General features: G+C 48.9%; 12 protein-coding genes. 2 read left to right on the top strand and 10 right to left on the bottom strand.

The annotated features are described in order from the left end of the window. Positions 1–2 precede the first annotated feature (2 nt). The 6 genes from BLV33_RS20990 to BLV33_RS20965 form a co-directional block, all read right to left on the bottom strand. Complete coding sequence (locus BLV33_RS20990) at positions 3–863, bottom strand: inositol monophosphatase family protein (RefSeq protein WP_090796338.1); 861 nt, start codon at positions 861–863, stop codon at positions 3–5. 164 nt (positions 864–1027) lie between these two features. Then, a complete protein-coding gene (gene fabI / locus BLV33_RS20985; RefSeq protein WP_090799107.1) occupies positions 1028–1798 on the bottom strand; it encodes an enoyl-ACP reductase FabI in 771 nt (256 codons plus the stop codon). A gap of 130 nt (positions 1799–1928) precedes the next feature. After that, the gene (gene uvsE / locus BLV33_RS20980) at positions 1929–2921 is read right to left on the bottom strand and encodes a UV DNA damage repair endonuclease UvsE (RefSeq protein ID WP_090796335.1); all 993 of its coding nucleotides are present in this window, start codon (positions 2919–2921) and stop codon (positions 1929–1931) included. A 130-nt stretch (positions 2922–3051) separates the two neighbouring features. Beyond that, the gene (locus BLV33_RS20975; RefSeq protein ID WP_090796331.1) at positions 3052–3387 is read right to left on the bottom strand and encodes a hypothetical protein; all 336 of its coding nucleotides are present in this window, start codon (positions 3385–3387) and stop codon (positions 3052–3054) included. Positions 3388–3392: 5 nt separating this feature from the next. Then, positions 3393–4541, bottom strand: a complete 1149-nt coding sequence (locus BLV33_RS20970; RefSeq protein ID WP_090796329.1) for a D-alanine--D-alanine ligase — start codon at positions 4539–4541, stop codon at positions 3393–3395. A gap of 19 nt (positions 4542–4560) precedes the next feature. Further along, positions 4561–5574, bottom strand: a complete 1014-nt coding sequence (locus tag BLV33_RS20965) for an amidase domain-containing protein (RefSeq protein ID WP_090796327.1) — start codon at positions 5572–5574, stop codon at positions 4561–4563. 191 nt (positions 5575–5765) lie between these two features. Between BLV33_RS20965 and acnA the strand changes: the two genes are divergently transcribed. After that, entirely contained in the window at positions 5766–8480 is a 2715-nt protein-coding gene (acnA, locus tag BLV33_RS20960; protein WP_090796323.1) for an aconitate hydratase AcnA, read from the top strand. Positions 8481–8539: 59 nt separating this feature from the next. On the opposite strand, the gene BLV33_RS20955 is transcribed toward acnA, so the two are convergent. Both BLV33_RS20955 and BLV33_RS20950 read right to left on the bottom strand, forming a co-directional pair. Further along, entirely contained in the window at positions 8540–9430 is an 891-nt protein-coding gene (locus BLV33_RS20955; protein ID WP_366414829.1) for a cation diffusion facilitator family transporter, read from the bottom strand. Between the two features lie 150 nt (positions 9431–9580). Next, positions 9581–10324 (bottom strand): IclR family transcriptional regulator, encoded by a 744-nt coding sequence (locus tag BLV33_RS20950; protein ID WP_090796321.1) that lies wholly within the window; start codon positions 10322–10324, stop codon positions 9581–9583. 279 nt (positions 10325–10603) lie between these two features. Here BLV33_RS20950 and BLV33_RS20945 point away from each other — a divergent pair, with 279 nt between their 5' ends. Then, the gene (locus BLV33_RS20945; protein WP_090796317.1) at positions 10604–11623 is read left to right on the top strand and encodes an alpha/beta hydrolase; all 1020 of its coding nucleotides are present in this window, start codon (positions 10604–10606) and stop codon (positions 11621–11623) included. A 64-nt stretch (positions 11624–11687) separates the two neighbouring features. On the opposite strand, the gene dgt is transcribed toward BLV33_RS20945, so the two are convergent. Beyond that, positions 11688–13001 carry a deoxyguanosinetriphosphate triphosphohydrolase family protein gene (dgt, locus tag BLV33_RS20940; protein WP_090796313.1) on the bottom strand — a complete coding sequence of 438 codons (1314 nt, stop codon included), beginning with the start codon at positions 12999–13001 and terminating at the stop codon, positions 11688–11690. A gap of 27 nt (positions 13002–13028) precedes the next feature. Continuing rightward, entirely contained in the window at positions 13029–13616 is a 588-nt protein-coding gene (gene folE / locus BLV33_RS20935) for a GTP cyclohydrolase I FolE (protein ID WP_090799103.1), read from the bottom strand. Between the last annotated feature and the right edge of the window lie 8 nt (positions 13617–13624).

Below are 13624 nucleotides of genomic sequence, written 5' to 3'. Positions count from 1 at the left end.
TCTTAAAAGCCGGTTGCCTCAGCCGCAGACAGCTCTTGCTGAAGCTCACCATGGATTAGCGTGTTCGAGCCTATTACGTTACGGACTGCAAGGCTATATGGTTTCCCTTCGGTATCTGTGATTGTACCGCCTGATTCCTGGATCAGCAGCGCACCCGCTGCGATATCCCAGGAATTGAGGCCGATTTCCCAAAAGCCGCTTAGGCGTCCATCAGCCACATAAGCAAGATGAAGCGCAGCTGAACCGGCTGAACGGATATTGCGGACTTTAGGCGCGATCGATTGAATGCCCTTCAGGTTTATTGGTAAAGCCGTATTGCGGTCCGAAGGAAATCCGGTAGCGATAAGACTGTTGGACAGCTTATCATCTGCGGAAACCTGCATTTTTTTACCGTGAACATAAGCTCCTTTTCCCTTTTCCGCAACGAACAGCTCATCGCTTGAAGGGTCGTACACGACGCCTACGATAACCTCCCCTTTATAAGCAAGAGCGATCGAAACGGTATAAAAAGGGAACCCGTGAATAAAATTCGTTGTTCCGTCGATGGGATCGACAATCCATAAATATTCGGCATGGCTCACATTCTGCAAGGCCAAGGCTGAAGCTGCCGGCCCCGGCTCCACGCCCTCTTCACCCAAAAAAGAATGCTGTGGAAAATGGGTCATGATCAACTTGCGAATCATCTTCTCCGATCCCTTATCTACCTCGGTTACCAGATCCTGAGAAGAATATTTAACATCAATGCTGTTGAAATCCCCCAGCTTGCTCTTAATCCATTGTCCCGTCTTGGCTGCAGTATTAATGGCGACTGCCGTATAGCTTTTACCGCCTACCACATAAGGTTCCTTGTTAACATTTTCCATTTATATCCACTCTTTCTTTGCTCATTCATTATTTCACTATTTTAGTATAAAGAATTATACGCCTTTCTTGCTACGTAGTTTCACCCAAAAATCGTAGGTGTCTGGCACAAAAAAGAAAAGATCCCTCTTGTCATATAGACAGAAGGATCTTTGTTGGATGATTGCTAGATTCCCATAATATTGTAGCCGCCATCAACATAGATGACTTCACCGGTAATACCTCTGGATAAATGGCTCATCAAGAACATGGCCGTATCGCCAACCTCAGCGGTTTCCGTCGTTTTGCGCAAAGGCGCTTTTTCCTCTACTTGACGAAGGATCGAGTTGAAATCCTTGATCCCTTTCGCTGCAAGGGTACGAATCGGACCGGCGGAAATACCGTTTACCCGCACGCCGAATTGTCCCAGATCCGCCGCCAAATAGCGTATGCTTGCTTCCAGCGCTGCTTTGGCAACGCCCATGACGTTGTAATTCTTCATGGCACGCTCGGCACCAAGGTAGGTCATCGTCATGATGCTGCCGCCCTCTGTCATAAGCGGATACAGGCGCTGAGCCACAGCTACGAGCGAATATGCGCTAATGTCGTGAGCTAGTGCAAATCCATCACGGGAGGTATCGACGAACAGCCCGTCCAATTCTTCGGTCTTTGCGAACGCGATGCTGTGTACCAAGCCATGCAAGACACCGAACTGCTCTTTAACGATGCTTGCAAGCGTCTCGATTTCAGCATCAACCGTAACATTGCAGGGCACCAGAATGGAGCCCGGGATCGTGTCAGCCAGCTTGCGGACGCGTTCCTCCACACGTTCATTTTCATAAGTAAAAGCTAGATTAGCTCCCTCAGCAGCCAGCGATTGAGCGATTGCCCAAGCGATGCTGCGGTCGTTGGCAACACCCATAACAAGTATATTTTTCCCAATTAACAGTTCACTCATTAGAAATAAAAGTCCCCTTTCGACATCGGTATGTATTTCGGACATATCCAATCTCCAAAGTACCCCATTTAGCCAAACATTTCAAGCATCAAAAGTACTTTTTGGAAATCGACCGATCCTTTAAGAGGTCCTATATTTCAAAGGAAGCTTGCGATAGCGGAATCACATCTTTATGGCGACTGCAATCTTCCATAAGCCTAAGCAGTGCCTGGTCCTTCATTTTTGCTTCGATCATGATATCCAGATTAGGTGTAACTGCAGCAATATCACGCAAGAAGGCTAAAAGCGGTACAGCTTCTACATAATCTGCGTGGCTTCTTGGTTCCTTTTCGCTTTTTGGGCTGGAGGCGTGGATTTTCGGTGGAAGTGCAGGTGCAGCGCCGACTGGTTGATCCGAATTAACGGAATTCAGCCATGTTTTCTGGATTCTCGGCCAAAGCTGCACGGCTTCTTCCCCATCATTGTTAACTTGATGATGGTGAATATCCAAGACCATGGGTGCACCTACTCTCTCTGCTATTTCGACTGTTTCCATGGCTGTGAAGGTTTTATCATCATTTTCCAAGGTGATTCTCTTTTGAATCTCCGGACGGAGCTTCCTGAATTGAGTGATAAACTGCTCACCCGCCTTCTCCTTATCCCCATAGGAACCGCCAATATGAATGTTGCATTTGGCTTCCGGACCGAGTCCCAAAGCATCCAGCATAGCTGCATGTCTCTCCAGATCAGCTATGGATTTGTCCAAAACATCGGGCCTGTGGGTGCTGAGCACGGTGAAATGGTCGGGATGAAAGCTGATCCTCATCTCGTTCTGCTTGGCGTAGTTTCCCACCTCTTCAAATTCTGCGGTCAACTTAGCAATAGGATCCCAATCCTCCAAAAGGTCATGTCCGATCAGAGGAATTAATTTGGAGGATAAGCGGTATACTTGAATTTCGTAAGCCCGATTATGTCTGAGGAGACGCAGGGTGTTGTGCAGATTTTCAGCTCCAATGCGCTCCAGCTTGCGAATCGCGGCTTCCCGGTCGGCCAGCTTGCTGAAGTTAGCTACAGTCATCATTTTGGAGGGAGAAGCGTTGTTGACTAGAGTTGACATAGCTACATACCCCAAGCGAACAATCATACTTCTCTGCCTCCTGTTCTTTATTTCCATTATAACCAAGAGGAAGGACATCTATGTTTCCATGTAGAGAAGGCTTACTGCGGCAGTAGTCGCAGCTGAAAAAAAAGCCTGTGACTTATCAGTCTCAGGCTCAGTCTTGTGTATTTAACTTGTCCTGTCCGGCAAAAAACATTTCATAGGCCAGCGCGGTTTGCACCTTGGCTTCTTCCTCAGTCAGCTTGCGGACCAGCTCCATTTCAACGGCTGTCACTTCTTCGCCTTGAAAATTGATTTCAGCAATGGACGCCGAGATTTTGACGATGGCTATTGCTTCGTTAAGCGGTGTGTAGGCTATAACCATTTGCCCGGTTGGATATACGCGGAACCCGCTTTTGACCATTTTACAGCGGCCGTACTCGAGCAATTCATACAGCTCCTGCTCGGACTTGAATTTGCACACGGAATTGAATTCAGTCTGAAATCCCACGGTTATCACTCCACTTCAAACGTGTATTGGATCTTTTGCTTTTCCTCATGCCGCTGCAAAGCCAGCTCAATCAAATTGTTCAACAGCTCGCTGTAAGGCTTACCCGTTTCTTTCCACAGCTGCGGGTACATGCTGAAAGGCGTGAAGCCCGGCATGGTATTGATTTCATTAATATAAATTTTCAAATCCTGTTTACGCAGGAAAAAATCCACCCGGGACAGACCGCTGCCGTCGATAGCCTGGAAAGCGCGTATGGCCATATCCCTAAGTCCCTCAGCAACTTCTGCAGGAATTTCCGCAGGGATGACCATCGCTGATTTACCATCCATATATTTGGCTTTGTAATCATAAAATTCATTAGACGAAACAATTTCACCTGGCACGGATGCCTGCGGTTCCTCGTTGCCAAGAACGGCTACTTCCACTTCGCGAGCGTCAATAAATTCCTCAACGATGACTTTGCGGTCATACTGGAAGGCAAAAGCTATCGCGCTCAGCAGCTCGCTTTGATTTCTGGCTTTCCCCACTCCAACGCTGGAGCCCAAATTAGCTGGTTTGACAAAACACGGGTAACCGACCACAGTTTCAATCTCCATGAGATGAAACGTCCTGTTCTTCTCCCACTCGCTTCGGGTAAAATGACGGAAAACGCATTGAGGGAGGCCCTCCTGCGCGAATATCTTCTTCATCATAACTTTGTCCATGCCGACCGCAGACGCCAGCACACCGGCTCCTACATAGGGAATATCCGCCATTTCCAGCATGCCCTGAATGGTCCCATCTTCACCAAATGTGCCATGCAGCAGCGGAAATACAATATCAATGGAGCCTACCTCGGACGACGATCCGGTCGAAGACGAGATTGCCGCTCTTTCTTGCCCTCCAAAGATCGGAGTTAGCACTGCACCTGTCCCTTCGGCTAATGCATGGCTTTCCGCAGCGGTTTGGCTGAACGTAAGTGCTTCCTTCAAGTCAACAGGTTCCTGAAGCTTGGCCCCGCTTCTCCAGCCTCCTTCCTTCGTTATGTAAAAAGGTATAATCTCGTATTTGTTAAAATCCATAGCTTTGATTACCGCAAGAGCGGTTTGCAGAGATACATCATGTTCTCCGGACTTTCCTCCATAGATCAGTCCAATGCGTATTTTGCGGTTCATAGGTACCTCCGTTATTAAGTTACATGTTATCTGCAATCCTTACAAAAGCATAACGAGTTTGCGCGGTCCAGGCCGGTGAATCGCGATAATCCCAGTATCGGCCCCTGCTGTTATACGTATGAGCATTCACTAACGGCTCTCCATTCGCATCCGAACCGATAACAATGGTATTATGTTGAAAGCGGCCGTCGCCATCCCAGTCATAGCTGATCATATCGCCGGCTTGAAGCTGCTGGGCAGAAGAAACCAGCATGCCTTGAAGTCCCTTGCGGCTTGAGGAAACATACGACTGAAGAGAGTGGGCAATTGCCCAGCTATAGCTCCAAAGCTCAGTAGCGCCTTGTTTGCCGGAGTACCACCAGCCCGATCCTCTTTTCCCAGTATAGTTCATGGGGGCACCGCCTGCATAGAGGCACTGAGAGACGTAGTTCGTGCAGTCCACAGGAAATTCCAGATACTTGGGGTTAGGCCGGCTCCACCAGGTTTCCGCATATTGAACGACCCTGGCACGGTCATAACGTATGCTTCGTGGAAGTGTTTCTTCATTATTGAGTATACTATAATTTATATAAGGAATCGAAGGCATTCTATAGGGGTCGGACACAGCTTGTTCGGATGAATGAATAAGCGCTTCTCCCGTTGGTTGGAATGCTTCTTTTTCCGAAAACCGGGCTTCGCTGCTGCTTACCCGCCATTTGCCCTTGTTAAATCGGAGTGTAACACACTCAAGTTCTATTCGTTCTTCCGTATGCTCAATTTGCTTGATTTCATAGCGAAAAGTTCGATGAAGCTCTATATAGGCTACAGCTTGGCCTTCCTTTTCTTGCACCCCGGTCAGTCGGAGTTTGGTTTCGCCGCGCAAGGGCTTTACTCCGCGATAACGGTGAATCGAGGCTGTTTGCAGCAGTTTGGCATGCTGGCTATCTACATATCGGCTGTCATCTACGACAGCTATGAGCGGGTTAACGGAGCCTTCAATTTCCGCCTGATTTTTGGCGTTGACATAGTTGTAGAGCGCTTTTTTCCAAATCATGCCTTTGTCCTCCCAAGCCGCAACAATTTGATTCAATATATGTGAAATCAAGAGGAAAAATGATTGAAATTCGTCTTTACGCAAGCTCTGCAAACGAGTATACTTAAATTATAGAAATTATGAAATTAAGTTTCATCTGATGAAATTTTTCATGAAGCTTATCATCATAAGATTATAAAGGAGGATTTGCCATGTCCAAAGATGCATATTCCGTACGTAAGCAGTTAAATGTCGGAAACAAGCCCTACTATTATTACAGCCTTCCTGAATTTGAAAGCCAGGGCCACGGCAAAATCAACAACCTTCCATTTTCCATTAAAGTGCTGCTCGAAGCAGCCGTTCGTCAATTTGATGACAGAGCGATCACCCGTGAGCATGTGAAGCAAATTTCGGGTTGGGCTGACGGTATTGACAGCAATAAGGAAATCCCCTTTATTCCAGCGCGTATCGTGCTTCAGGATTTCACCGGAGTTCCCGTCGTTGTTGATCTTGCCGCCATGCGAGCCACAATGGGCCGTGAGGGTGGAGAACCTAAACGGATCAACCCGCTTGTTCCGGTTGACTTGGTCATTGACCACTCTGTTTCCGTAGATGCTTTTGGAACCATGGATGCTCTTGAAACCAACATGGATTTCGAGTTTGAGCGCAATGAAGAGCGGTACCGCTTCCTGCGTTGGGCGCAAACTGCTTTTGATAATTTCCGCGCCGTTCCTCCGGCTACCGGTATCGTGCATCAAGTTAATCTGGAGTACCTGGCTTCCGTTGCCGCTACCAAAGTGGTCAATGGCGAGACGGAAGTGTATCCGGACTCTCTCGTAGGAACAGATTCCCATACCACGATGATCAATGGTCTCGGAGTAGTGGGCTGGGGTGTAGGCGGTATCGAGGCTGAAGCAGGAATGCTGGGTCAACCCCTTTACTTCGTAGCCCCTCAGGTGGTAGGCTTCAAGCTGACCGGCAGCCTCTCCGAAGGCACAACTGCTACAGACCTGGCTTTAACCGTTACCCAAATTCTTCGTAAAAAAGGCGTTGTCGGCAAATTCGTTGAATTTTACGGCAGCGGACTCAGCAATATCAGCCTTTCCGACCGCGCGACTGTGGCTAACATGGCTCCTGAATATGGTGCAACCGTCGGCTTTTTCCCGGTAGATAATGAAACTTTGAAATACCTGAGAGGCACCGGCCGCGAGGAAGAACAAGTTGCTCTTGTTGAAGCTTATTACAGAGCACAAGGCATGTTCCGTACCGACAGCACTCCGGATCCTGCTTTTACGGAAACAATTGAACTGGATTTATCCACAGTTGTTCCAAGCTTGGCAGGTCCAAAGCGTCCTCAAGACCGTATTGAGCTGACTGCGATGAAAGAATCCTTCAACTCCATCATCCGGACGCCTATTGATAAAGGCGGATATGGATTGACTGAAGAAAAAATCGCTGAGGTTGTAGATGTGAGCTATGCCAATGGCGATACTGTCAAAATGGGCACAGGTGCCGTGGTGATTGCTGCGATTACTTCCTGTACCAACACCTCGAACCCAAGCGTTATGATTGGGGCAGGACTTATTGCCAAAAAAGCGGTTGCCCGCGGCCTGAGAAAACCTGCTTTTGTGAAAAGCTCCATGACTCCAGGCTCCTTGGTAGTCACTGAATATTTGAAAAAGGCGAATCTGCTGGAATCCCTTGAAGCTCTCGGCTTCCATATTGCGGGTTATGGCTGCGCCACTTGTATCGGAAACTCCGGACCGCTGCCTGATGAAGTCAGCAAAGCCATTGTCGACAACGATATGACCGTTGCTGCCGTGCTCTCCGGTAACCGCAACTTTGAAGGCCGTATCCATGCACAAGTCAAAGCCAATTACCTGGCTTCTCCACCACTGGTTGTTGCTTATGCGCTTGCTGGAACCGTCAATATTGACATGGCAAACGAACCTATCGGCTATGATCAAAACAATCAACCCGTTTATCTGAAAGATATTTGGCCTACCAACCTTGAAATCCAAGAAGCGCTTGGACTGGCTATGAGTGCTGACATGTACCGTGATAAATACAAAAACGTATTCCGCGCCAATGAGCGCTGGAATGAAATTTCGATCCCGGAAGGTCAGCTTTATGAGTTTGATAAAGAATCCACTTACATCCAGGAGCCTCCTTTCTTCACCGATCTTGGAACTGTGCTGGATGACATCGCGGATATTCGCAGCGCAAAAGCTCTTGCGCTATTGGGCGATTCCGTGACAACGGATCACATCTCACCTGCAGGCACCATCAAGGTTGAAAGTCCGGCAGGGCAATACCTGATCGAACACGGCGTAGATAAAAAGGATTTCAACTCTTATGGCTCCCGCCGCGGCAACCACGAAGTCATGATGCGCGGAACCTTCGCGAACATCCGTATCCGCAATCAGGTTGCACCTGGCACTGAAGGCGGAGTCACCACTTACCTGCCAACAGGCGAAATTATGTCCATCTACGATGCTTCCATGAAGTATCAAGCTGACGGACAAAATCTCGTCGTCATCGCCGGAAAAGAGTACGGGACCGGAAGCTCCCGTGACTGGGCGGCCAAAGGAACATTCCTGCTGGGAGTTAAAGCGGTTATCGCTGAAAGCTTTGAGCGTATTCACCGCAGTAACTTGGTCGGCATGGGTGTTCTTCCCTTGCAATTCATGGAAGGTATGGGATGGAGCACACTGAGTCTTACCGGTCGTGAAACATTCGACATTACCGGCCTTGGCAATGATGTCAAACCAGGCCAAACTGTAAAGGTAACAGCTACCCGTGAAGATGGAACATCCTTTGAGTTTAACGTTATCGTCCGTTTGGACAGCATGGTGGACGTGGACTACTACCGCAACGGCGGTATCCTGCAAACTGTTCTTCGCTCGATGATCGCAGATATTAAGTAAATTGGTTAAAGTTAAAGCGTCTGACGCTGCCGAATGGGCAGTGACAGACGCTTTTTGTATTAGGTAGAGTTTTCATACCAAGGATTAACATGAACAAGCACTTCCCCGACATCGGAATGCGCACTTATGATTATTTGCTTTATGTCGCGTGCTGTATCATGTCCTTGTTGAATCGTCATGTCGCCGCGCATGGCAATCCGGACATCGACCAAAATATAGTGGCCATGCTCCCGCGCCCGAAGGCGGTCAATGCGCTTGACCTCGGGGATGGAGCGAATGAGCTCCGCATAGGCTTCCATCTTCTGCTCGCCAATATTTTTCTCCATCAGGATATCAAACGATTCCTTACCCATTTCAAGCGCAAGCTTGATTACCAACAGGGAAACAATAATTCCCGCCGCCGGATCGGCATAGGATAAATACCCATACCCATAATAGTCGCCGATCAGAGCAAGACCAATGCCTAAGGTTGCCGCTGAGGAAGCATATACGTCCGCCAAATGATCATAGGCTGTAGCCATGAGGCTTTTGCTATTGTTTTGACGACCAATCCGCATGGTGTATACGTAAAGAATTTGCTTCCATACCAGTGAAATCACAGCGGCTGCAAAGGCGATCATGTGGGCTTTCCCGGCGGGCTCGAAAAATGCAATTATCGAATGATAACCGATATACAGCGCGGCCGCTCCCAGGATGATGGCGACGATAAAGGCGCTTAGCACCTCTGCCTTGCCATGGCCGTAAGGATGTTCCTTATCGGCGGGCTTGGATGAGATGCGCATGGAGCTGTACGCCGTCGCTGAGGCGATAACATCTCCGGCATTATGAATACCGTCGGCAATCAGCACCTCGCTGCCAAACGCGAAGCCGACGACGATTTTGATGGCGGTCAGCGCGACATTGCTCGCGAGGCTGACCCAGATCGCGATCATGGATGCTGCCTTCTGCAACGCATCCACCTCCTTCTCCTTCTAGGATGTCCCCTGGAAGCAAGGATAAAACGGCTGCAACCGTCCTAAATGACGAGCGCGTTTGTCAACCCAAAAAAACCCTCCCTGAGCCTATGCGCACCCGGGAGGGATCAGACCTAAAGACGATGCCTAACTCAGCATCGTCCCCATGCGCCGCGCCGCTTCTTGCAGCAGCGGCACGTGCTCGAGCATTTTCTCCAGCGTCAAGCGATTCGCTGGACCTGAAACGGCCAAGGCGGCGATAAGCTTGCCGCCGCGGCCGAGAATCGGCGCGGACAGCGCAGCCGCACCGGGCTCGCGCTCTGCGACGCTGGTGGCGAAGCCTTGGCGTCGGGTGTCGCTGAGCTGCTGCAGGAGCGCATCGCGGCTCAGCCCGGCCGGCAGGTCGGCCGAGGCGAAGAGCAGCTCCTGCATAGCAGGCTCAGCAAAGGCGAGGAGCACCTTGCTCGACGCGCCGACGTACAGCGGCATTCGCGCTCCGACAGGGGCTACGCGGCGAATCTCCTGGTTGCTCTGCACCGCCTGGATGCGCACGCGCTCAAGGCCGTCGAGCACGTACAGCGAGATCGTCTCGCCGATCTGATCGCGCAGGCGTTCCATGTCCGGCAGCAGCAGTTGGCCGGGATCATCGCTTTGCGCGAGATTGGCCGACAGCTCCCAAAGGCGATAGCCCAAACGGTATTTGTCCGTGGACGAATTACGCATAATAAAGCCCTTTCCTTCAAGAGAAGCCAGAAGCCTGTGAACGGTGCTTTTATGCAATTCTACTCGACTAGCAATCTCGGTAAGAGTCAGATCAGAGGAATCGGTGAAACAAAGCAAAATATCCAAAGCCCGCTCGACCGCACGAACCGTTAATTTGGAATCATCCATAAAGCTCTCACCGCTTTCATTGGCTTTGTAGAATTCGTTTCACCTTATGAAAATGGGTTTCTTCTAGTATAACTGAAATCCGGTCAATTGTGAATTGGATGAGTCTACCTATTATTACAGCAGCGTTACAAAAGGTTTACAATTCCGCAGAATGATTGACTTGTAAACGGATGCAACCTACTATTAAAGCAAGAGATGATATAATTAAATATATAATCAGGTCTCCCTTATTGCCCCTGCTCACTCTTTTGCAACAATCTTCTAAGGAGGGACCTCCCCATGTCTACTACATCGTTGTCACCGCAGCCGCTAAATCCCGCACCGCTGGAGCAGACGGCAACCCGCGCAATAGGCCGCAGGAAAAAAATCGCATTGACCATTTTGCTCTCTTTTGTTCTTTTCTTTACCAGCTTACTGTTAGCCTTTCATGCCTTTATCGCTTGGACGCTTGCTCGTCCACAAATTGATCCCCTGCGTTCGAATCCTACACTGGCAGTTGGACTTCCATATGAAAATATAACCTTTTTGAGCAAAAACAAATCATCCCGTCTGGAAGGCTGGTTTATCCCGGCTAATTCCACCAAAACCGTGATATTTTCTCATGGCTACGGCGGCAATCGGGAAGAGCTCTGGGTTCCTATATATAGCTTGGCTCAAGAACTGCACAAACAGAACTATAACGTAGTGATGTTCGATTATGGCTATGTACAGCCCGACAGCAAACGAATTGTGACTGGAGGCATTCAAGAGTCTCAAGAGCTGCTTGGAGCTGTTGATTTTGTTAAACAAAAAGTAAAGGGGTCTGTCTTCATTTGGGGCTTCTCGATGGGGGCAGGAACAGCGCTGCAGGCTGCGCTGCAAGACAGTGTGGATATTCAGGGCATGATCTTGGACAGTACTTTTTTTCTGAATCCAGATACGCTCTATCATAATATGAAGCAATATGTGAACGTGCCTAAATTCCCGTCTCTTTCGCTGGTTCGTTTATTCTTCCCCTTGTTAAACGGGGTGAGCCTCAAGGAGATCCCTTATCAGAAAGTAACCACTTCCGAGTATAAAATGCCCATCTTCTTCATTCATGGAACGGCAGATACCAAAGCCCCCTATGAAATGGTAGAAGATATATATCTCAAGCAGCACAATAATGAAAGATCCAAGGAATGGATTATCCCTAACGCCCAGCATGAGCTTCTCTATCGTGCTCAGCCCAAAGCTTATATAGAACAAACTATGAGATTTCTCGGCGATGTATCCATTCCTTATACTCCAGGGCGCCGGTTTTTAGAAGCTACACCCTAATCTTGGTATTTCTCTCCTCCCTATATAACCACCTTCTGCTAGAATGAAGGTGGTCTTTTTTTGTTCAATCCATTTCATAAATAGAGCCGGATTTACTGCCGAATAGCTCGGCATAAACTTTTTCCGCATACGCATCGGTCATACCGGATATATAGTCCGCGATAAAGCGAGGCCAGCTCCACTTGTCTTTATGGCGTTCATAGCTGTCCATCCAATCCGGCGGTACAATCCACTGCCCTTTTTCAGGATCCTTATAGCTGCTCCACAGGCTCTCCACAATAATTTCACTGCGCTTTTGCAGCCGCTGCACGCGAAAATCCTTAATCAGCGTGACCCACGCCAATTTCTTCAAAATTTCCATGGTTCGCAGCAGCTCGATATCCTCGATGCCATCCTTCACCAGCGTGACTTTTTTCCACCCTAGGACCGAGTCATCCAGGATGCCCAGCTGATTGGCAAACATGCTCACCCAGCGTGCCTTCATTTCCCGACGTGTTCTGGACTCCTCCTGATTGCACTCGACAAAGATTCGTTCCCACTGCTCCAGATAATCGGCCAGGACTTTGCGAACCATAGCCTCCACACTCACCTGTTCCCAAACAAACCGCTTATTGCTCGGATCATTCAAAACCTCGAGTACGACATTGCGAATCAGTCGCTTATCCTCGAAAAAGGTGTCGTTCATCTGTATTTTTCCGGCACGAATCCCATCTTCAATGTCATGCGTAGAGTAGGCGATGTCATCGCATAAATCCATCAACTGTGCTTCCAGCGTGGAGCAGCCTTCAGGCATTTGCCACAGCGTCCGCAGCTCGTGAATACTCTCCCACTCTGATGCATAAACCCCTTTAAGACAGCCTTCCTCCTCCAGCAGGTAAGGATATTTATTAATGCCTAGGAGCACAGCTGCCGTTAGAACAAGGCCGCTGTCACTGCCTGCTCTCTTTTCGAGGAACATCAGAATGCGAAAGTTTTGGGCATTGCCTTCATATTTCAATCCATATTCATTCATGAGCAGGCTGTTGAGCACTTCTTCGCCCTTATGGCCAAAGGGAGGATGGCCAAAATCATGCGCCAAAGCCGCGCATTCCACCACAGTCGGATCTATCATTAGTCCTGGATGCTCAGCATGCTGCAGGTCTGGCATCGAGCGGCCGAAGCGTTTGGCGACCTCTCTGGCGATTTGCGCCACTTCCAGGGAATGTGTCAGTCTTGTACGATAATAATCACCGGTTCCCGCGCCAAAAACCTGGGATTTCCCTTGCAGACGCCGAAAGGCCGGAGACTGAATCAGTCTGGCATAATCTTTTTCATATTCATCCCGGTCTTCGTTTGATTTGATGGAAGCTTCGCCGAGCCGCAGCCTTCTCAGGTCCATTGTACTTCCCTCCAAGATAGCCTGTTCCTATTTCAAAAGCGAAAGAAACTCCGAACGCAGGGTCGAATCGGTTCGGAAGCTGCCCCGTACACCGGAAGTGATCGTTTTGCTGCCGTATTTCTTGACACCTCGGGAACACATGCACAAATGCTCCCCTTCCACTACCACCATTACACCATGAGGTTTAAGCACATCTTCCAATATATCCGCGATTTCGGACGTAATCCGTTCCTGTACTTGAAGCTTCCGGGTAACAGCATCAACAAGACGAGCAAATTTGCTCAGCCCTGCCACTTTTCCGCTTGGAACATACCCGATATGAATTTTACCGAAAAAAGGAGCCATATGATGCTCACATTGACTGTAATAAACGATATCTTTGATAATTACCAGCTCTTCGTGCCGCTCATCGAAAGTAACACCGAGTACATCGCGTAAATCGGCGTCGTAGCCTGCGAATATTTCCTCATACATGCGGGTGACGCGAGCGGGTGTCTCAAGCAAACCCTCCCTATCTACATCTTCCCCCAATAACCGCAATATTTCTCTGACATGGTATTCAAGCTGTTCCCGATTTTTCCCAACTAAAGAGTTTTTGTATTCTGTTGACGACATGGGATCAT

This window comes from Paenibacillus sp. GP183 (assembly GCF_900104695.1).
In the GTDB taxonomy this organism is placed as follows: Bacteria; Bacillota; Bacilli; order Paenibacillales; family NBRC-103111; genus Paenibacillus_AI.
This window is presented reverse-complemented; position numbering and strand designations above follow the sequence as displayed.

Excerpts from the sequence above, each read along its gene's own strand:
- BLV33_RS20990 (WP_090796338.1), bottom strand. The coding sequence starts at position 863 with ATGGAAAATGTTAACAAGGAACCTTATGTGGTAGGCGGTAAAAGCTAT.
- fabI (WP_090799107.1), bottom strand. The coding sequence starts at position 1,798 with ATGAGTGAACTGTTAATTGGGAAAAATATACTTGTTATGGGTGTTGCC.
- uvsE (WP_090796335.1), bottom strand. The coding sequence starts at position 2,921 with ATGATTGTTCGCTTGGGGTATGTAGCTATGTCAACTCTAGTCAACAAC.
- BLV33_RS20970 (WP_090796329.1), bottom strand. The coding sequence starts at position 4,541 with ATGAACCGCAAAATACGCATTGGACTGATCTATGGAGGAAAGTCCGGA.
- BLV33_RS20965 (WP_090796327.1), bottom strand. The coding sequence starts at position 5,574 with ATGATTTGGAAAAAAGCGCTCTACAACTATGTCAACGCCAAAAATCAG.
- acnA (WP_090796323.1), top strand. The coding sequence starts at position 5,766 with ATGTCCAAAGATGCATATTCCGTACGTAAGCAGTTAAATGTCGGAAAC.
- BLV33_RS20950 (WP_090796321.1), bottom strand. The coding sequence starts at position 10,324 with ATGGATGATTCCAAATTAACGGTTCGTGCGGTCGAGCGGGCTTTGGAT.
- BLV33_RS20945 (WP_090796317.1), top strand. The coding sequence starts at position 10,604 with ATGTCTACTACATCGTTGTCACCGCAGCCGCTAAATCCCGCACCGCTG.
- dgt (WP_090796313.1), bottom strand. The coding sequence starts at position 13,001 with ATGGACCTGAGAAGGCTGCGGCTCGGCGAAGCTTCCATCAAATCAAAC.
- folE (WP_090799103.1), bottom strand. The coding sequence starts at position 13,616 with ATGTCGTCAACAGAATACAAAAACTCTTTAGTTGGGAAAAATCGGGAA.